At 69.8% G+C, this 18,245-nt stretch carries 16 protein-coding genes; 9 read left to right on the forward strand and 7 right to left on the reverse strand.

All coding sequences use genetic code 11. The annotated features are described in order from the left end of the window. The first annotated feature begins 180 nt into the window (after positions 1 to 180). Positions 181 to 771 (forward strand): DUF1287 domain-containing protein, encoded by a 591-nt coding sequence (locus N7L95_RS21625; RefSeq protein ID WP_301257312.1) that lies wholly within the window; start codon positions 181 to 183, stop codon positions 769 to 771. 30 nt (positions 772 to 801) lie between these two features. Here the strand turns inward: N7L95_RS21625 and N7L95_RS21630 are convergent, their stop codons facing one another. From N7L95_RS21630 to N7L95_RS21645, 4 genes are all read right to left on the reverse strand, one after another. After that, positions 802 to 2,832 (reverse strand): sigma-54-dependent Fis family transcriptional regulator, encoded by a 2,031-nt coding sequence (locus N7L95_RS21630; RefSeq protein ID WP_301257313.1) that lies wholly within the window; start codon positions 2,830 to 2,832, stop codon positions 802 to 804. A gap of 277 nt (positions 2,833 to 3,109) precedes the next feature. Beyond that, positions 3,110 to 3,493, reverse strand: a complete 384-nt coding sequence (locus N7L95_RS21635) for a DUF779 domain-containing protein (protein WP_301257314.1) — start codon at positions 3,491 to 3,493, stop codon at positions 3,110 to 3,112. A 73-nt stretch (positions 3,494 to 3,566) separates the two neighbouring features. Continuing rightward, positions 3,567 to 5,087: an aldehyde dehydrogenase gene (gene adh, locus N7L95_RS21640; protein ID WP_301257315.1), complete on the reverse strand. Its 1,521-nt coding sequence runs from the start codon at positions 5,085 to 5,087 to the stop codon at positions 3,567 to 3,569. 276 nt (positions 5,088 to 5,363) lie between these two features. Beyond that, entirely contained in the window at positions 5,364 to 5,843 is a 480-nt protein-coding gene (locus tag N7L95_RS21645) for a hypothetical protein (protein ID WP_301257316.1), read from the reverse strand. A gap of 142 nt (positions 5,844 to 5,985) precedes the next feature. On the opposite strand from N7L95_RS21645, the gene N7L95_RS21650 reads away from it, so the two are divergent. The 3 genes from N7L95_RS21650 (at position 5,986) to N7L95_RS21660 (ending at position 8,778) form a co-directional block, all read left to right on the forward strand. Continuing rightward, positions 5,986 to 6,897 carry a DUF72 domain-containing protein gene (locus N7L95_RS21650; RefSeq protein WP_301257317.1) on the forward strand — a complete coding sequence of 304 codons (912 nt, stop codon included), beginning with the start codon at positions 5,986 to 5,988 and terminating at the stop codon, positions 6,895 to 6,897. A gap of 252 nt (positions 6,898 to 7,149) precedes the next feature. Then, positions 7,150 to 7,863 (forward strand): MgtC/SapB family protein, encoded by a 714-nt coding sequence (locus N7L95_RS21655; protein ID WP_301257318.1) that lies wholly within the window; start codon positions 7,150 to 7,152, stop codon positions 7,861 to 7,863. A gap of 123 nt (positions 7,864 to 7,986) precedes the next feature. Continuing rightward, on the forward strand, positions 7,987 to 8,778 hold the full coding sequence (locus tag N7L95_RS21660; protein ID WP_301257319.1) for a copper resistance protein NlpE N-terminal domain-containing protein: 792 nt from the start codon (positions 7,987 to 7,989) through the stop codon (positions 8,776 to 8,778). Between the two features lie 27 nt (positions 8,779 to 8,805). Here the strand turns inward: N7L95_RS21660 and N7L95_RS21665 are convergent, their stop codons facing one another. Both N7L95_RS21665 and argH read right to left on the reverse strand, forming a co-directional pair. Continuing rightward, on the reverse strand, positions 8,806 to 9,279 hold the full coding sequence (locus N7L95_RS21665) for a hemerythrin domain-containing protein (RefSeq protein WP_301257320.1): 474 nt from the start codon (positions 9,277 to 9,279) through the stop codon (positions 8,806 to 8,808). Between the two features lie 80 nt (positions 9,280 to 9,359). Beyond that, positions 9,360 to 10,763 carry an argininosuccinate lyase gene (gene argH, locus N7L95_RS21670; protein WP_301257321.1) on the reverse strand — a complete coding sequence of 468 codons (1,404 nt, stop codon included), beginning with the start codon at positions 10,761 to 10,763 and terminating at the stop codon, positions 9,360 to 9,362. Positions 10,764 to 10,916: 153 nt separating this feature from the next. On the opposite strand from argH, the gene N7L95_RS21675 reads away from it, so the two are divergent. The 4 genes from N7L95_RS21675 (at position 10,917) to sixA (ending at position 15,602) form a co-directional block, all read left to right on the forward strand. Next, complete coding sequence (locus N7L95_RS21675) at positions 10,917 to 12,011, forward strand: sensor histidine kinase (RefSeq protein ID WP_301257322.1); 1,095 nt, start codon at positions 10,917 to 10,919, stop codon at positions 12,009 to 12,011. Between the two features lie 33 nt (positions 12,012 to 12,044). Continuing rightward, positions 12,045 to 12,806: a LytR/AlgR family response regulator transcription factor gene (locus N7L95_RS21680; protein ID WP_301257323.1), complete on the forward strand. Its 762-nt coding sequence runs from the start codon at positions 12,045 to 12,047 to the stop codon at positions 12,804 to 12,806. A 213-nt stretch (positions 12,807 to 13,019) separates the two neighbouring features. Next, entirely contained in the window at positions 13,020 to 15,095 is a 2,076-nt protein-coding gene (gene ppk1, locus N7L95_RS21685; protein ID WP_301257324.1) for a polyphosphate kinase 1, read from the forward strand. 30 nt (positions 15,096 to 15,125) lie between these two features. Next, entirely contained in the window at positions 15,126 to 15,602 is a 477-nt protein-coding gene (sixA, locus tag N7L95_RS21690; RefSeq protein ID WP_301257325.1) for a phosphohistidine phosphatase SixA, read from the forward strand. Between the two features lie 40 nt (positions 15,603 to 15,642). Here sixA and N7L95_RS21695 read toward each other — a convergent pair whose 3' ends face one another. After that, positions 15,643 to 17,190, reverse strand: a complete 1,548-nt coding sequence (locus N7L95_RS21695; RefSeq protein ID WP_301257326.1) for a Ppx/GppA phosphatase family protein — start codon at positions 17,188 to 17,190, stop codon at positions 15,643 to 15,645. Between the two features lie 185 nt (positions 17,191 to 17,375). On the opposite strand from N7L95_RS21695, the gene N7L95_RS21700 reads away from it, so the two are divergent. Further along, positions 17,376 to 18,245 (forward strand): dienelactone hydrolase family protein, encoded by an 870-nt coding sequence (locus tag N7L95_RS21700; protein ID WP_301257327.1) that lies wholly within the window; start codon positions 17,376 to 17,378, stop codon positions 18,243 to 18,245.

Consider the following 18,245-nt stretch of genomic DNA (forward strand, 5'->3'; position numbering starts at 1 on the left):
ATGGGAGGGGCGGCCATGCGGCAGCCGAAGAAGAGGGCGTGGGCACGACACCGGGCAGCGCTTGAGGACAGAGAGGCGCCCTTGGTCGCCGCGGCATCGGGCTTCACCGGTGTGCTGCTGCGTGGCGTGGCCCGGGTAGCGCGAGTCGCAACGCGGGCAGCGGCGCCAGGGGGCGTTGGCATGCGGGCGGCGATATTGTCGGCGCTGCTGGCAGGCCCGTCCTGGGCCGTCACGCAGCCGGGCGCGTTGGTGGAGGCCGCGCGCCGGCAGGTGGGCGTCACCGTGCAGTACGACGGCGCCTATCGCCGCATGCCGTATCCGGGCGGCGACGTGCCGCTGCATACAGGCGTCTGCACCGACGTGGTGGTGCGGGCCTATCGCCAGCTTGGCATCGACCTGCAGCAGCTGGTGCACGAGGACATGAAGGCGGCCTGGTCGGCCTATCCGCACAGCTGGGGGCTGAAGCGGCCCGATCCCAACATCGATCACCGCCGGGTGCCCAACCTGCAGGTCTTCTTCACGCGGCGCGGCGCCGCATTGCCGCCGAGCCGGGACGGGGCGCACTACCAGCCCGGTGACCTCGTCACCTGGCGGCTGCCGGGCAACCTGCCGCACATTGGCATCGTCTCGTCGCGCTCGGTCGACGGGCGGCCGCTCGTGCTGCACAACATCGGCCAGGGCACCCGGGAAGACGACCTGCTGTTCGCCTACCCCATCACGGGGCACTACCGCTGGCTGCCGGCAGGCGCCGCCGCGGCCGCCCGGCGCTAGGCGCCGGGTGCCGGTCGCCGGTTCTGCCGCCTAGCTGTGCTCCGGCGTGCGCCAGCGCAGCTTGCGGTAGATGGTGTTGCGGCTGATGCCCAGCCGGCGTGACGCCACCGAGATGTTGCCGCCCGCTTCCTCGATGCCACGCCGGATCGCCTGCAGCTCGAGCTCCTCCAGCGTGGTGCTGGCACTGTTGCCCGGCTCGGTCTCGGGCGGCGCGGGCGGAACCCACGGCGCCGAGGTGGCACCGCGCTGGGCGTCGTCGAGGAAGTCGTCCGGCAGGTGGGCGCGGGTGATCAGTGGCTCGCCGGCCGCCATCACCGCGGCGGTGCGCAGCACGTTCACCAGCTGGCGGATGTTGCCGGGCCAGCGGTAGCGCAGCACCAGGCGGGTGACCTCCGCATCGAGGGCCGGCACCCGGCCCTTGCACTCGGTGCGCAGCAGCTTCTGCACGATGCGCATCAGGTCGCTGCGCTCGCGCAGCGCCGGCAGGCGCACGGCCAGGCCATTGAGCCGGTAGTAGAGGTCCTCGCGGAAGCACTGCCGCTCGATCATCTCCTGCAGGCGGCAGTGGGTGGCGCTGATCACCATCACGTCGACCGCGGTGGCGCGGCAACTGCCCAGCGGCGTCACCTGGCGCTCCTGCAGCACGCGCAGCAGCCGGGCCTGCAGCGGCAGCGGCATGTCGCCGATTTCGTCGAGGAACAGCGTGCCGCCATGGGCCTGCGCGATCTTGCCGGGCGAGCCCTTGCGGCGGGCACCGGTGAAGGCGCCTTCCTCGTAGCCGAACAGCTCGGCCTCGATGAGGGTCTCGGGCAGCGAGGCGCAGTTCACCGCCACGAAGGGGCCGGCGGCACGGGCACTGTCCTGGTGGATGGCCCGCGCCAGCAATTCCTTGCCGGTGCCGGTCTCGCCAAGGATGAGGATGGGAATGTCGCGGTCCAGCACCCGCTGGATCTTGCCGACCACCGATGCCATCTGCGCGTCACCGCTGTGCAGGCCTTGCAATGCGGTGCGGGGTTCGGCATCGGGATGGGCCGGCTCCTCGATGCGCAGCGGGCTGCCGGGCGAGGCAGTGGTGGGTTCGTCGGTGAGGGCGCTGCTGGCGGCGAACAGGCGCGACCAGCCGGTCCAGGTGCAGCGCGCTTGCAGGAACACCTGCTGGCCGTCGTTGCAGCACAGCTTGAGGGGCGCCGCCACCGCGGAGCGGAAATGGTCCAGCAGCGTGTTGACCGACACGCCGAACAGGCCCACCACGCTGTTCATGCGCACCGCGGCGCCGCTCATGCCGAGCAGCTGGAGCGCACTGTGGTTGGCTGCCAGCACGCGGCCTTCGCGGTCGATGGCCAGGATGCCTTCCATCAGCGTGTCGATGTATTCGGCTCTGGCGTGGAAGTGCAGCCGCAGCGCATCGCCATGGTCGGCGCCGAGCAGGTGGTTCTCGATCATGCGCACCGACATCTTCACCAGGCTGAGCGTGTGAGGATGGTAGGAGCCGCGATCGCCACTGACGTCGAGCACACCCAGCACCTCGCCACGCGGGTCGAGGATGGGCACTGCCGAGCAGGTGAGGAAGTCGTTGGCATGCAGGAAGTGTTCAGCCCCGTGCACCACGCTGGGCGCCTCGGTGACCAGCGCCGTGCCGACCGCGTTGGTGCCCTTGGCCGGCTCCGACCAGTTGGCCCCCGGTGCCAGCGCGACCTTGCTGGCACGCTGCAGGAAATCGTCCGGGCCCACGGTGTGCAGCACGGTGCCCTGGGTGTCGCTGAGCACGACGATGCTGCGCGTGGCACGGGTCTGCTCCAGCAGGTGCTCCATCACCGGTACCGCATGCATCAGCAGGCGGTGATTGCGCTCGCGCACCACCGCCAGCTCACTTCTCGTGAGCGGCGTCAGGTCGGGGGGCTGGTTGCGCCTGAGGCCCAGGGCTTCGCAGCGCTCGTGTGAGCGCAGGATGGTTTCCTGGTGGGCCGGGTAGGGCAGGGGGTAGGGGGCTCCGGCGGGCGTGGTGCAGGCGCGCGCAAGGTCGCGCAAGCCGTGTGGGCTGCCGTCGTTGGGGGTAGGCATCGTGCGCCTCTCCTTATGTTCCGCTTTCGCGGTTGTCTCCTGATTTGCATCCCGCCGGCGTGGCGGCGGGCGCGCGGCGTCCTCATGCTAGGCACAAAAACAGGGCAAATCCAGCGATGAGCGCTTTGTTTCGCGCCCTCTGTGGCTGTGTACCGTTATGGAACAAATGGCTGCTCGAGGCCTCAGGGAGATCCCTCAGCCCTGCAGTGATTGCTTGAGGTCGAAAGGAGTCAGGAGCCGGGAGGCACAAACTGTGGCGATGTAGTACTGGGGCTTGTCACAGGTGGCCCTGTGCCTTGAGCCATTGCAGCTCATGGTCGTCATAGAGGCGCGAGCGGGTCAGGAAGCGCAGCCCCAGTGGACCTTCGAGCGAGAACATGCCGCCGCGCCCGGGCACCACGTCGATGATCAATTGGGTGTGGCACCAATACGCGTACTGCGATTCGCTGATGTAGAAGGGCGTGCCGCCGAGGTGGCCGAGCAGCCGGTCCTGCTCGCCGAGCTGCAACTCGCCAGCAGGAAAGCACATTGGCGCACTGCCGTCGCAGCAGCCGCCGGACTGGTGGAACATCAGGGGCCCGTGCTGCTGCGCCAGCCGCTCGATGAGGGCGAGCGCGGCCGGGGTGGCGCTCACCTGGGGAACCGGGGCGACGTCGTTCATCGATGACCTCCGTGCTGCGCAGCGCCTGCCATGCAAGGCGGCCCGGGCACTGCCCGGGGCCGCCCCGGCCTGCTCAAAAGAAGCCCAGGGGCTGCTCGCCATAGCTGACCAACAGGTTCTTGGTCTGCTGGTAGTGGTCGAGCATCATCTTGTGCGTCTCGCGGCCGATGCCCGACTGCTTGTAGCCACCGAAGGCCGCATGGGCCGGGTAGGCGTGGTAGCAGTTGGTCCAGACGCGGCCGGCCTGGATGGCCCGGCCCATGCGGAAGGCGGTGTTCATGTCCCGCGTCCAGACGCCGGCGCCCAGACCATAGAGCGTGTCGTTGGCGATGGCGAGCGCTTCTTCCTCGTCCTTGAAGGTCGTGACCGACACCACCGGGCCGAAGATCTCTTCCTGGAAGATGCGCATCTTGTTGTGGCCCTTGAAGACGGTCGGCTTGATGTAGTAGCCGCCTTCCAGGTCACCGGCCAGCAGGTTGCGTTCGCCGCCGATGAGGCATTGGGCGCCTTCCTGGCGGCCCAGGTCGAGGTAGCTGAGGATCTTCTCCAGCTGCTCGCTGGACGCCTGCGCCCCGATCATCGTCGCCTTGTCCAGCGGGTTGCCCTGGCGGATGGTGGCCACCCGCTGCAGCGCGCGTTCCATGAAGCGGTCGTAGATGGATTCGTGGATCAGCGCCCGCGACGGGCAGGTACAGACCTCGCCCTGGTTGAGCGCGAACATCACGAAGCCTTCGATGGCCTTGTCCAGGAAGCCGTCGTCGCGGGCGCAGACATCCTCGAAGAAGATGTTGGGTGACTTGCCGCCCAGTTCCAGCGTTACCGGAATCAGGTTCTGGCTGGCGTACTGCATGATGAGGCGGCCGGTGGTGGTCTCGCCGGTGAAGGCGATCTTGGCGATGCGCTTGCTGGAGGCGAGCGGCTTGCCGGCTTCCAGCCCGAAGCCGTTGACCACATTGAGCACGCCGGGCGGCAGCAGGTCTCCGACCAGCTCCAGCCACACCAGGATCGAGACCGGTGTCTGCTCTGCCGGCTTGAGCACCACGCAGTTGCCGGCGGCCAGCGCCGGTGCCAGCTTCCAGGCCGCCATCAGCAGCGGGAAGTTCCAGGGGATGATCTGGCCCACCACGCCCAGGGGCTCGTGGAAGTGGTAGGCGCAGGTCTGGTGGTCAACCTCGCCGATGGAGCCTTCCTGCGCTCGCACGCAGGAGGCGAAATAGCGGAAGTGGTCGATGGCCAGCGGCACGTCCGCCGCCAGCGTCTCGCGGATGGGCTTGCCGTTGTCCCAGGTTTCGGCGGTGGCCAGCAGCTCCAGGTTCTGTTCCATGCGGTCGGCGATGCGCAGCAGCACCCCGGCCCGCTCGGTGGCGCTAGCGCGGCCCCAGGCCGCACGCGCGGCATGGGCGGCGTCGAGCGCGCGCTCGATGTCCTCGGCATTGGAGCGCGGCACCTCGCAGAAGGCCTTGCCGGTGACCGGCGTGACGTTCTCGAAGTACTGGCCGGCGACCGGCTCCACCCAGCGGCCGCCGATGTAGTTGGCGTAGCGCTTCTTGAAGTCGATCGGGAAGCCGAAGCGGCCGGGTTCGAGCATGTCCATCGTTGTCTCCTCGGGGTGCGCCTGTGGGACGGGTTGGCGTGCGGCGGCGCGGAATGGCACCAGCCATCGACCCCTGCACAGCGAGGGTCGTGCCAGGAGGCTGAACCGGGGAGCGGGGCGCTTCCTGGGGGCGCGCGATGCGGGCAAACACCGACAGACGCGGCGGGCCGTGGTGCGCTATGGCACACCCGCGCGGCGGCCTGTGGCAGATCGCCACAGCGCAGGCGGGCAGCAGGACAGGACGGGGACACAGGCCGCCGGGCGGCGGCCTTCGCTTCAGCTGGCGAGCCGCGGCGGGGTGGGCTCGGCTGCGCCGGGGCTTGGCAGGTCCTCGCGCACATAGACATCGCCGGCACAGGCTTTTTGCGCATGCAGGCGCGCCCGGCCGGGATCGACGCTTTCGAGCTTCACGTCTTCCTCGTAGGCATAGAGCACCACGCTGTGGCCGTCGGAGAGGTGCAGCAGCACGTCACCGTTGACCAGCGGCTCGGCCAGCTCGATGGTGAGGCCGGCCAGCTCTTCGCACAGCCGGCGGCGCTGCAGGTTGCGCTGGCGCTGCTCGGCGATTTCCTGCTCGGCCCGGCCCGGGTCGAGCTCGGCTTCGGCCTGCTCGATGAGCAGCGCAATCTCGTCCTGCCAGTCGGCCAGCACGTCGCGACGGAAGCGGGCATGGGTCGCCGAGAAGGCAGCGTCCACCTCGATGCGGCCTTCTCCGGATTCCCAGTCGAGCGTCAGTTGAACAGGGACAACAGTCATCTTGATTCTTTCGGGCGCAGGGTGCGCTGCAGACTCCAGTCTAGGAAGCGCGCGGCGCGGTGATCCCCGGAACAGCGCTGCCGCGGGCCGCCAGTTCGTCGCTTGCCGGCGGGCCGCGCACCGTTCTTGCTCACGGGCCTGCATGAGCGGCATCTACATCGGCATTTCAGGCTGGCGCTATGAACCGTGGCGCGGCGTGTTCTATCCCGAGGGACTGCGCCAGCGGGATGAACTGGCCCATGCCTCACGGCGCCTGCAGAGCATCGAGTTGAACGGCTCCTTCTATTCCCTGCTGCGGCCGGAAGACTACCGGCACTGGCATGAGCAGACCCCGCGCGGTTTTGTCTTCGCCGTCAAGGGACCGCGCTACCTGACCCATGTGCTGCGCCTGCGCAACATCGACGTGGCGATCGCGAATTTCTTCGCCTCGGGCCTGTTCGAATTGCGCGAGAAGCTGGGGCCGCTGCTGTGGCAGCTGCCGCCGTCCATGCCCTTCGATGCCGAGCGGCTGGACGCCTTCTTTGCCGGCCTGCCGCGCGACACCGAACAGGCCATGGCCATTGCCAGCCGGCGCGAGGCCTTCATGGACGGGCGCGACTGCCTGCAGGCCCCGCCCGGCATGCGCCTGCGGCATGCGGTGGAGGTGCGCCACGAGAGCTTCGTGGATCCCGCCTTCGTTGCCCTGCTCCGGCGCCATGACATTGCATTGGTGGTGGCCGACACGGCAGGGCGCTGGCCGTTCAAGGAAGACGTGACGAGCGACTTCATCTATATCAGGCTGCATGGCGACAAGGAACTGTATGCCAGTGGCTATGGCGAAGCGGCGCTGGCGCGCTGGGCACGCCGCATCGCTGCCTGGAGCCGTGGCACGCAGCCCGACGATGCCCGCCTCATCTCGCCGGTGCCGCCGGCCGGGGCACCCGGGCGCGATGTTTACTGCTATTTCGACAACGACATCAAGGTCCGCGCTCCCTTCGACGCCATGCGCCTGCGTGAACTGCTGGGCCTGCCGGCCGCACCGGTGGAGCCGGGGCAGCCCAATTACCCAGGTTGAGCGCCAGCAAGGCTGCCGGCGGGCGGTTCAACCCGATGGGGTGCCATACGCAGAAGCCGGGCACTGCGCACCTGTAGCTGCTCCTGATGCCGCTTGCCTGAGGGCGGGCGCCGTGACCGAGGCTGGCGTCCGGCTGCCGGCAGGCCGATCATCGGGCGTGCAGGCACGGCAGCTGCTCCTTTCCGGAGACATGTAAGCCGGCGTGTCTCCAGCGGCCGCCCACGAAAAACAAACATCACAGGCTTCCTCCCCATGGACTGGCACGCGCTGTTCACCGACCCCACCCACCAGGCCATTGCCATGCGCCTGGTGGCGGCGCTTGCGGTGGGCGCGGCCATCGGCCTGGAGCGCAGCTACCACGGCCGGCCCGCCGGTTTCCGCACCCATGCGCTGGTCTGCCTCTCCACCTGCCTGCTGATGCTGGTCACGGTCTACCAGGAACGCTGGTTCCCCGAGCTGCACCACACCGCCGTGACGATGGACCCGACCCGCATGGCGCAGGGCATCATGACCGGCATCGGCTTCCTGGGGGCCGGCACCATCATGAAGGACGGCCTGTCGGTGCGCGGGCTGACCACCGCCGCCTCGATCTGGATCACTGCTGCCATCGGCGTGCTGGTGGGCGTGGGCTTCTACTTGCCGGCCTTGCTGAGCACCGTGCTGACCTTGGGCACCTTGTCGGTGTTCCGCTGGATCGAGAACCGCATACCGTCACAGTTCTATGCCAACTTCGTGGTGCGCTTCGACCGCCATGCGAAGATGGACGAAGTCGAGATGCGGCGGATGCTGGCGAACTTCGGCTTCACCATCGCCAACCTCAACTACCGCCTGGACGGCGTCGCCGGCTTCTTCGAGTACCGCATGGTCATCCGGGCGGACCGGGCCAGCCGTGCCGGCGCCCTGGCCGACATGTTGTGCACGCTGGACATGGTCAAGGAATTCCGCCTGCTGCCGCTGAGCGAGTGAGTGACTGCCGCCGGCGGGTGTGGGCGGCGGCCTCTTGCGCGGCTGGCACTTCGTCGCTACGGTGCAGGGGGACGTGTGCCGCCTCTGCGCGGCATCTTCCGGCTTCAACAAGGACTGCTTGGCATGATCTCTTCACGACTGCTCCCCGCCTTTGCCGCTGCCGCGGTGCTGGCGGGTTGCGCTTCCTGGCGCTCCGGCGAGCCGCCGATCGGCCACACCGCCCCGGATGGGGCCACGCCCGTCGCCCGCTATGTGGGCACCTTGCCGTGCACCGACTGTGCCGGCGTGCGCACCGACCTGCAGCTGTACGCCAACGCCGCCGGCCTGCCGGCCCGCTACAGCTTGAACCAGACCTTCCTGGCCGGCAAGGAAGGCAACCGCCGCACCAACACCACCGGCAACTGGCTGGCGGCCCGCGGCAGTTCCGACGATGCCCAGGCCCAGTTGCTGCACATCGACCCCGACCATCCCGAGCGCGCGCGCATCTTCCAGCAACAGAGCCCGCAGGTGCTGCGTGCCCTGGGCTCCGACGGCAACGAGATGCCGGCTTCGGTGCCGCGCAGCCTGGTGAGGGTGCCGGACGGCGTGCCGCCTTCCGCCCTGGTGCTGACCTATGCCGACCGCGGCAGCGATGCCGAGGTGAAGCCCGGCCAGCAAGTCGTGCTGCTGCTGGCCAGCCAGCCGAGCAGCGGCTACCACTGGGCGGCCAAGGCTGAAGGTCTGGCCGCCATGGCGCCGCAGGGCGAGCCGGTGCATGTGGCCGATCCGACTCCCAACGGGGCCGGGCTCGACATGTTCCGTTTCAAGGCTGCCGGCAGCGGCACTCAGGTCTTGCGGCTGGAGTACCGCAGCGCCTCCGCCGAGCCGGTGCCCAAGGTCATCGACGTCGCGACCTTCAACATCCGCGTTCGTTGACGCACGGCCGACCGCGGCCGTGCCCGTTCAGGCGCAGGCGTGGCTGCCGCAGCCGGTGATGGGCGCGGCCTCCGCCGCGGCGACCGGTTCCCGGCCCGCCGCAAAGCGCTCTTCGGTGGTGTCGTAGCCGCGCTGGACGCAGTGGAAGGCCAGCGCAGCGTCCATCGTCTGCGCATGGTGCTCGAACCACTGCGCCAGCTCCGCGGTGGCGCGCCTCAGCTCCGCCAGATCGGCCCGCTCCAGCAGCGCCTGCAGGATTTGCAGCACCTGCGCATGCTGGCCGGTATGGCAGTTCTGCGGTGCGAAGCCGGTGGCCTGCATCCAGCGGTCCTCCTGGGCGAAGTGGCCTACCGTGTGCTCCACCAGGCGGCGAAAGCGAGGCAGCACCTCGTCATCGGGCGCCGCCTCCAGGCGGTTCAGCAGGTCCACGAACTCGCGATGGGTGTCGTCCATGCGAGGGTTGTCGAGCTTGAGCGCGTCGGACCAGACGAGGGAGGGCATGGGCAACTTCTTGTCGAGAAAGATGCCCTCGAGGCTACCCGGCTGGCCCGCCGGCGGGCTTGCGCCAACGCAAGCCGCCTTCAGGCGCGGGCCAGGCGGGCGCGGTGGCGGGCCACCTGCGCCCGCACCTGGGCCGGAGCCGTGCCGCCCAGGATGTTGCGGGCGTTCAGCGAGCCGCGCAGCGACAGCACCTCGTAAACGTCCTCGCCCACCAGCGGCGAGAAGCCCTGCAGCGTGGCCAGCGGCAGCTGGGAGAGGTCGACGCCCTGCTGCAGCGCGGTCTTCACCGCATGCGCCACCACCTCGTGGGCGTCGCGGAAGGGCAGGCCCTTCTTCACCATGTAGTCCGCCAGGTCGGTGGCAGTGGCATAGCCCTTGAGCGCGGCGCGCTCCATGGCCTCGGGCTTCACGGTGATGCCGCCCACCATCTCGGCAAAGATGCGCAGGGTGTCCTTCAAGGTGTCCACCGTGTCGAACAGCGGCTCCTTGTCCTCCTGGTTGTCCTTGTTGTAGGCCAGCGGCTGGCCCTTCATCAGCGTGATCAGGCCCATCAGGTGGCCCACCACGCGGCCGGTCTTGCCGCGGGCCAGCTCCGGCACGTCCGGGTTCTTCTTCTGCGGCATGATGGACGAGCCGGTGCAGAACCGGTCGGCGATGTCGATGAAGCCGAAGCTCTGGCTCATCCACAGCACCAATTCCTCGCTCAGCCGCGAGACATGCACCATGGCCAGCGAGGCGGCGGCGCTGAACTCGATCGCGAAGTCGCGGTCGCTGACCGCGTCCAGGCTGTTCTGGCAGACGCCTTCCATGCCCAGCGTGCGGGCCACCCGCTCGCGGTCCAGCGGGTAGCTGGTGCCGGCCAGCGCGGCGGCGCCCAGCGGCAGGCGGTTGACGCGGCGCCGCACGTCCAGCAGGCGCTCGGCATCACGCGAGAACATCTCGACATAGGCCAGCATGTGGTGGCCGAAGCTCACCGGTTGCGCCACCTGCAGGTGGGTGAAGCCGGGCAGGATGACGTCCGCATTGGCGTCGGCCAGCGTCAGCAGGGCGGCCTGCAGGTCGCCCAGCAGGCCGCCGATCAGGTCGATCTCGCCGCGCAGCCACAGCCGCACGTCGGTGGCCACCTGGTCATTGCGCGAACGGCCGGTGTGCAGGCGCTTGCCGGCATCGCCCACCAGCTGGGTCAGGCGGGCCTCGATGTTGAGGTGCACGTCCTCCAGGTCGAGCTTCCACTCGAAATCACCCGCGTCGATCTCCTGTGCGATCTGCGCCATGCCGCGCTGGATCGCGGCATGGTCGTCGGCGCTGATCACGCCCTGGGCGGCCAGCATCTCGGCATGCGCCAGCGAGCCGTCGATGTCGGCGCGCCACAGCCGCTTGTCGAAGAAGACGCTGGCGGTGTAGCGCTTGACCAGCTCGCTCATCGGCTCGGAGAACAGCGCGGACCAGGCTTCGGATTTCTTGTCGAGTTGATTGGCGGACATGATGAGCGGTGGTGATGAGGCCGACGGGCGCGGTGCACGGCGCTTGCCGCCGGCCGGGGCAGTCTTGGAAAATCGTCTCCATTTGCTTGGCGCGGCACCCGGCTCGCGCAAGCGCCGTCGATTCTAGTCGGCTGCATCCGAGGAGACCCCTGCTTGCCCCCCGTCGCCACGCCGCCGCGCAGTACCACCGGCTCGAACACCAGCCAGTTCGCGACGACGACCATCTTCGACCAGCTGAGCGCCAACGCCGCCGCCCATCCCGGCGCGCCGTCGCCCTTCGATGCCTGCCATGTCGGCGTGGTGCTGCGCGCCGTGCTGTTCGTGCATGCGGTGCTGGCAGTGGGCGTGAGCTTCGTCGCGAGCGAGCCGCTGGCCTGGCTGCTGGCCTTCGGCCAAAGTGCCGCGGTGGCGATGCCGGCCACCTTGTCGTGGCTGGTGGTGGCCTGCCTGCTGAAGCGCCCGCTGGCGCGGGTGGCCGAGCCGGTGCAATGGCTGGTGGCCACCGGGCTGGGCGCCTTGTGCGGCGCCTATGGCTGGTGGCAGGTGCGGCTGGTCGGCCTGCCGCTGCATCCGCAGGCCGGGCCGCTGGCGCCCATGCTGGGCGGAGCGGCGCTGGCAGCAGCGCTGTTCTACGCCTTGCGATTGCGCTCGCGCAGCCAGTTGCCGGCGGTCACCCAGGCCCGGCTGGCCGAATTGCAGTCGCGCATCCGGCCGCATTTCCTGTTCAACACGCTGAACACCGCGATCGCGCTGGTGCGCATCGACCCGGCGCGTGCCGAATCGGTGCTGGAAGACCTGGCCGAGCTGTTCCGCGTCGCCCTGATCGAATCGGGCAGCACCGTGACGCTGGCCGAGGAGGTCGAGCTGGCACGCCGCTACCTGGCGATCGAGGAGATCCGCTTCGGCCAGCGCCTGAAGGTCAGCTGGGACGTCGATCCCGCGGCCGGGCGGGCCCGGGTGCCGCCGCTGCTGCTGCAGCCGCTGGTGGAGAATGCGGTTCGTCACGGCATCGAGCCGGCCGCACAGGGCGGCTGGGTGCGCATCCGCACCGGCACGCGGCGCGGCCAGGCCCTGATCTCGGTCAGCAATTCGCTGCCCGGGGTGGACCATCCGAGCACCGCAGGCCATGGCATCGCGCTGCGCAACGTCAAGGAGCGCCTGCGCCTGATGCACGACCTGGCGGCGCAGTTCGCTGCCGGTCCGGAGCGCAACACCTGGCGGGTGCACGTGGTGGTGCCGCTCGATTGACAATCAAGCTACAACACGAAGGAAGGAGGCCGCATGCTGTCCGTGCTGATCGTCGACGATGAGGAGCTGGCGCGCTTGCGCCTGCGCGCACTGGTGGGCGAATGCGAGGCGCCGGCCGCCGAAGTGGCCGGCGAGGCCGCCAGCGCGGTGCAGGCCCTCAGCTGGCTGACCCAGCAGAGCTGCGACGTGGTGCTGCTCGACATCCAGATGCCGGGGGCGGACGGCACCCAGCTGGCCGCGCAGTTGCGCTCGCAGGCCCAGGCGCCGGCCGTCATCTTCGTCACTGCGCATCCCGAGCATGCGGTCACCGCCTTCGACCTGGAGGCGGTGGACTACCTGACCAAGCCGGTGCGGCGCGAACGGCTGCAGGCCGCCCTGGCCCGCGCGGCCGAGCGGCTCAAGGCGCGTGCCGGCAGCCCGGGCGAGGGCAGCGAGCCGGTGTTCGTCGTGAACGACCGCGGCCGCGTCACGCGGGTGCCACTGTCGGAGGTGCTGTACCTGAAGGCCGAGCTGAAGTACGTCACGCTGCGCACTGCCCGCCACACCTATGTGCTGGACGACTCGCTGTCGGAGCTCGAAGAGCGGCTGGGCGACCGCTTCCTGCGCATTCATCGCAATGCGTTGGTGGCACGCAAGGCGGTGCGGGCGCTGGAGCGCCGGCTGGCGCCGGCGGAGGACGACGAAGGCGGCAAGGAAGGCTGGGCGGTGCGGCTGGACGGTGTCGATGAATGGCTCGGCGTGTCGCGTCGCCAGGTGGCGGGCGTGCGCGATGCCCTGACGCGCCAGGGCCTGTAGCTGCGCCGGGCGCGGCAGCGGTGCGCTGGCGGCCGCCCTTCGGCCGGGCGGGCGCAGGGGGGGCGGCACCGAGCTCGCGCGCCATCGCCGGGAAGCGCCGCGCCGCTTCATGCGCGGTGTGTTCGCGGCGCATCGCTAGCGCCATGCCGGGCACAGTGCAAGCTGTGACACTTGTCGCGGAGCTGTCATAGAGCGGTCATATACTGAATTTCCATGACCGCTGATGTCCCCGTCCGGCCCGCCGGGCTCCAGTTGCTCAATCGCGAGCGCGCCATCCTCGAGTTCAACTACCGGGTCCTGGCTCAAGCAAGGCGAGAAGACGTGCCGCTGCTGGAGCGCTTGCGCTACGTCTGCATCGTGTCCTCCAACCTCGACGAGTTCTTCGAGGTTCGCTTCGGCGACTACCTCGAGGCCTCGCGCCTGCCCGGCGGCGGCGTCTCGGCCCGCGACCTGGCCGACGTGGCGACAGCCGCGCACGCCCTGATCGACCAGCAATACGCCCTCTTCAACGAGGAACTGATGCCGGCCCTGGAGCGCGAAGGCATCGTGGTGCTCAGCCATGCCGAGCGCAACGAGGAGCAGCGCCGCTGGGTCGACCAGTTCTTCCAGCGCCAGGTGCGGCCGCTGCTGGTGCCGGTGGGGCTGGACCCGGCCCATCCCTTTCCGCAGGTCGCCAACAAGTCGCTCAACTTCATCGTCAAGCTCGGCGGCAAGGACGCCTTCGGGCGCGCCAACTCCATTGCCATCGTCAAGGTGCCGCGGGTGCTGCCGCGCGTGATCCGGCTGCCGGACGCCATCACCCACGGCCGCCAGGCCTTCGTGCTGCTGTCCAGCGTCATTCGCGCCCACCTGGAAGAACTCTTTCCCGGGCGCTCGGTGGAGGCCTTCTCGCAGTTCCGCGTCACGCGCGACTCCGACCTGGCGGTGGACGAGCAGGACGTGACCAACCTGCGGCAGGCCCTGCGCACCTCGCTGAGCACGCGGCACTTCGGCCAGGCCATCCGGCTGGAGGTGGTGAGCAGCTGCCCGCCGGAGCTGTCGGAATTCCTGCTGCACCAGTTCGGCTTGCCGGAGGCGGCGCTCTACCGGGCCAACGGGCCGGTCAACCTGGTGCGGCTGAACCAGCTGATCGACCAGGCCGATGCGCCGCATCTGCGCTTCGAGCCCTACGAGCCGAGCTGGCCGGCGGCGCTGCCGCGCACCATGCCCATCCTGGAGCGGCTCAAGCAGGGTGACGTGCTGCTGCACCATCCCTTCGAATCGTTCGAGCCGGTGGTGCAGTTCCTGCGCGAGGCGGTGCACGACCCCGATGTGCTGGCCATCAAGCAGACCATCTACCGCACCGGCACCGAATCGGTGCTGATGGACCTGCTGCTGGAAGCCGCCCGCCGTGGCAAGGAAGTGATGGCGGTGGTGGAGCTGAAGGCCCGCTTCGACGAAGAGGCCAACATCAACTGGGCGGAGCAGCTCGAGGCGGTGGGGGCCCAGGTGGTCTACGGCATCGTCGGCCTCAAGACCCATGCCAAGCTGCTGCTGGTGACGCGGCGCGAAACCGGCGCCCGCGGGCCGGTGCTGCGCCGCTATGCGCACCTGTCCACCGGCAACTACAACCCGCGTACCGCGCGGCTCTACACCGACATCGGCTACCTGACGGCCGATGCCGAGCTGACCGCCGATGCCGACACCGTCTTCCAGCAGCTGGCCAGCCTGACCCGGGTGCGCACGCCGCGCCACCTGCAGCTGGCCCCCTTCACGCTGCACAAGCAGATGGTGCGCCATGTCGATCAGGTGGCCGAGGCGGCGGCGGCGGGCCTGCCGGCGCGCATCGTGCTGCGCGTCAATGCGCTGACCGACGTGCCGATGATCGAGGCGCTCGTGCGGGCCGCCCAGCACGGCGCCGACGTCGACCTGGTGGTGCGGGGCGCCTGCATGCTGCCGCCCGGCGTGCCGGGCTGGACCGACCGCATCCGGGTGCGCTCGGTGGTCGGCCGTTTCCTCGAGCATTCGCGGGTGGCCTACTTCCGCTGGGGCGAGGGCGAGGACGACGAGGTGCTCTACCTCTCCAGCGCCGACTGGATGAGCCGCAACATGTTCCGCCGCATCGAGATCGCCTGGCCGGTGCGCGACGCGCGCCTGCGCCAGCGCATCATCGACGAATGCCTGGTGCCCTATCTGCACGATGCCAAGGACGCCTGGACCCTGATGCCCGATGGCCACTACGAGCGGCTGCAGACCGATGGACCGAGCGCCCAGCAGGCGCTGATGGAACGCTACCGGGCCGCGCTCTGAGCGGCGCAGCCCCTTGCACGGGAGGAAACGGTGGACCTGATCCTGTGGCGACACGCCGAAGCCCGGCCCCTGGCGGACGACAGCCAGGGCGCCGCCGAAGACCTGAAACGGCCGCTGACGCCCAAGGGCGAGCGGCAGGCGGCGCGCATGGCGGAATGGTTGCACCGCCACCTGCCGTCCTCCGCCCGTGTCCTGGTCAGCCCGGCCTTGCGCACCCAGCAGACCGCGCAGGCCCTGGGCCGTCCCTTCAAGACCGTGCCGTCGCTGGCGCCCGAGGCGCCGGTGCGGGCGGTGCTCGAGGCGGTGCGCTGGCCGCGCAGCAACGAGGCGGTGCTGGTGGTGGGCCACCAGCCGACCCTCGGCCGGGTGGCGGCCCAGCTGCTCGCCGGGACGGAGCAGGACTGGACGCTGAAGAAGGGCGCCGTCTGGTGGCTCAGGCGCCGCGAGCGCGACGGCACGGTGCAGGTGGTCCTGCAGGCCGTGCAGTCGGTGGACTTCCTCGGCTAGGCAGGCGCCTGGCCGATGGGCGGCGGGCAGGCCGGCCGGGTCAGCGTGTCGGCAGCACCAGCTTCAACGCACCGCTGCGCTCCCAGGCATCCTGTTCCTGCCGCAGCAGGAAGGCGGTGCGCGGGTGGGTGCTGTCCCAATCCGGTGCCCAGGCCAGGTAAGCCGTGCGGCCGGCGCGTTCCAGCGTCAGGGCGCTGAGCGTCGGCAGCCGGCGTGCGTGGCACAGCAGCAGGGCCAGCCGCAAGCACAGGGCCTGCCAGGCGAAGCCCTCGTCCTGCAGTGCCTCGTCCAGCTTGCGCAGGCCGCCGCGCTGCCCAAGCACCAGCGAGGCCAGCCGCCGCTGCTCTGACTGCGAGAAGCCCGGCGCGTCCACATGGGCCAGCAGGTAGGCGCTGTGCCGGTGGTGGTCGTGGTGGGACACCATCATGCCGACTTCGTGCAGGGCCGCCGCCCAGCGCAGCTGCCGCCGGGCATCCAGGGAGGCCCGCGGCGCCACGCTTCGGTAGAGCGCCAGTGCCACCTGCTCGACGCGCTCCGCCTGCGCGATATCGACGCCGAAGCGCTCCTGCAGCTGGCGGGCCGACTCGTCCCGCACATCGTGCACCGGGCGGTGGTCGCTGCCGGCCGAGCGGCGTTCGTCGAGGTCGAAGATCACGCCCTGGCGCAGCGCGCCGCGGGCCGGCTGCAGCGACTCGATGCCGAAATGGATTGCCAGCGTGTAGAGGATCGACAGCCCGCCACCGAGCACCGGGCGGCGGTCGTCCTTCAGGCCGGCCAGCTGCAGCTGGTCCACATGGCCGGCGCGCAGGCATTGCTCGATGCACCAGCGCAGGCTCTCGGGGGTGATGGCGCCATCGGTGATGCCGTTGGCCAGCAGCAGTTGCGACACCGCCCCCACCGTGCCGGACGAGCCGAGCGCCTCGCTCCACAGGCCGGGAGCGAAGACTTCCAGGGCCTCTTCCAGCTCGGCACCAGCGGCCACCTGGGCTGCGCGAAAGCCCTCGGCGGTGAAGCGGCCGTCCGGGAAGTAGCGCATCGACAGGCCCACGCTGCCGATCTGGAACGACTCCGCCACCACCGGCGTGCGGCCCCGGCCCAGGATCATCTCGGTGGAGCGGCCGCCGATGTCGATCACCAGGCGGTGCCCGGCGCTGGGCGGCATCAGGCGGGCCACGCCGGCATAGATGAGGCGGGCTTCCTCGCGGCCGGAGATCACCTCGATGGGGTGGCCCAGCACCGCCTGGGCACGGGCCAGGAAGGCGTCGCGGTTGCGTGCCTCGCGCAGGGTCTGGGTGGCCACCGCCCGCACCTGCTGCGGGCCGAAGCCGTGCAGCCGCTCGGCGAAGCGGGCCAGGCAGGCCAGGCCGCGCTCGGTGGCGTCTTCGGTCAGCAGCCCGTCGGCATCCAGGCCGCCGCCCAGGCGCACGGTTTCCTTCAGGTAGTCGATGCGCTTGTAGCGGCCATGGGTGAGCTGGCCGATCTCCAGGCGAAAGCTGTTGGAGCCGAGGTCGATGCCCGCCAGCAGGCCATCGACGTCGGGGGAGGAGGGGGGCGGCAGCGGCGGCGCCGCGGTCTTTTCCAGGCTCATGGCGCGCATTGTCTCTTCATTTGACATCAGCCCCGATGACGATGGTCCCGGCCGGGGGGCGGCCCACAGGAAGGAAGCGAGTCGTGTACCCTGCGTGGTTCCAGTCTCTCGCGGCGGGCCGCCGCGGTCAGGCCCCCGTGCGGCGCAGGCCGGCTTGCGCAGACCGCTTCCAGGAAAGACGTCCGATGTCCACCGAAGATCTCGACAGCCTCTTGCCCACCCGCGGCTTCTCCCGCCGCCATTTCGTCTCCACCGCGCTCGGCAGCGGCTTTGCAGCCGCCGTCATGCCGGTCACCGCGCAGACGCTCATGACCGACAGTGCCGGCCTCACCGCAGGCGAGGTCAGCATCGCGGTCGGCAGCTTCAAGATGCCGGCCTACCGGGCGCAGCCGGCCGGCAAGAGCAAGCTGCCGGTGGTGCTGGTGATCTCGGAGATCTTCGGCGTCCATGAGCACATCGCCGACGTCGCGCGGCGCTTCGCCAAGCTCGGCTACCTGGCGATCGCACCGGAGCTGTTCGTGCGCCAGGGCGATGCCAAGGCCTATACCGAGATCGCGAAGCTGCAGGCCGAGATCATCGCCAAGGTGCCCGACAGCCAGGTGATGCAGGACCTGGATGCCACCGTGGCCTGGGCCAAGGCCCAGGGCGGCGACACCGACCGGCTCGGCATCACCGGCTTCTGCTGGGGCGGCCGCATCACCTGGCTCTACGCGGCGCATGGGCCGGTGAAGGCCGGGGTGGCATGGTACGGACGCTTGGTGGGCACGGCCAGCGAGAACACGCCGCGCCATCCGCTTGACCTGGCCGGGCAATTGAAGGCGCCGGTGCTGGGCCTCTACGGCGGGCAGGACGCCGGCATCGCGCTTGACACGGTTGATAAGATGAAGGCTGCACTGGCGGCGGGGGGGCCCGCGGCCAAGCAGTCCGAGTTTGTCGTCTATCCCGACGCGCCGCATGCCTTCCATGCGGACTACCGGCCCAGCTACCGCAAGGAAGCGGCCGAGGACGGGTGGAAGCGCTGCCTGGACTGGTTCAGGAAACACGGGGTGGCCTGA

Source organism: Eleftheria terrae (genome assembly GCF_030419005.1).
GTDB classification, from domain to species: Bacteria; Pseudomonadota; Gammaproteobacteria; order Burkholderiales; family Burkholderiaceae_C; genus Caldimonas; species Caldimonas terrae.

Coding starts and splice junctions, on each gene's coding strand:
- N7L95_RS21625 (WP_301257312.1), top strand. CDS start 181: ATGCGGGCGGCGATATTGTCGGCGCTGCTGGCAGGCCCGTCCTGGGCC.
- N7L95_RS21630 (WP_301257313.1), bottom strand. CDS start 2,832: ATGCCTACCCCCAACGACGGCAGCCCACACGGCTTGCGCGACCTTGCG.
- N7L95_RS21635 (WP_301257314.1), bottom strand. CDS start 3,493: ATGAACGACGTCGCCCCGGTTCCCCAGGTGAGCGCCACCCCGGCCGCG.
- adh (WP_301257315.1), bottom strand. CDS start 5,087: ATGGACATGCTCGAACCCGGCCGCTTCGGCTTCCCGATCGACTTCAAG.
- N7L95_RS21645 (WP_301257316.1), bottom strand. CDS start 5,843: ATGACTGTTGTCCCTGTTCAACTGACGCTCGACTGGGAATCCGGAGAA.
- N7L95_RS21650 (WP_301257317.1), top strand. CDS start 5,986: ATGAGCGGCATCTACATCGGCATTTCAGGCTGGCGCTATGAACCGTGG.
- N7L95_RS21655 (WP_301257318.1), top strand. CDS start 7,150: ATGGACTGGCACGCGCTGTTCACCGACCCCACCCACCAGGCCATTGCC.
- N7L95_RS21660 (WP_301257319.1), top strand. CDS start 7,987: ATGATCTCTTCACGACTGCTCCCCGCCTTTGCCGCTGCCGCGGTGCTG.
- N7L95_RS21665 (WP_301257320.1), bottom strand. CDS start 9,279: ATGCCCTCCCTCGTCTGGTCCGACGCGCTCAAGCTCGACAACCCTCGC.
- argH (WP_301257321.1), bottom strand. CDS start 10,763: ATGTCCGCCAATCAACTCGACAAGAAATCCGAAGCCTGGTCCGCGCTG.
- N7L95_RS21680 (WP_301257323.1), top strand. CDS start 12,045: ATGCTGTCCGTGCTGATCGTCGACGATGAGGAGCTGGCGCGCTTGCGC.
- ppk1 (WP_301257324.1), top strand. CDS start 13,020: ATGACCGCTGATGTCCCCGTCCGGCCCGCCGGGCTCCAGTTGCTCAAT.
- N7L95_RS21695 (WP_301257326.1), bottom strand. CDS start 17,190: ATGAGCCTGGAAAAGACCGCGGCGCCGCCGCTGCCGCCCCCCTCCTCC.
- N7L95_RS21700 (WP_301257327.1), top strand. CDS start 17,376: ATGTCCACCGAAGATCTCGACAGCCTCTTGCCCACCCGCGGCTTCTCC.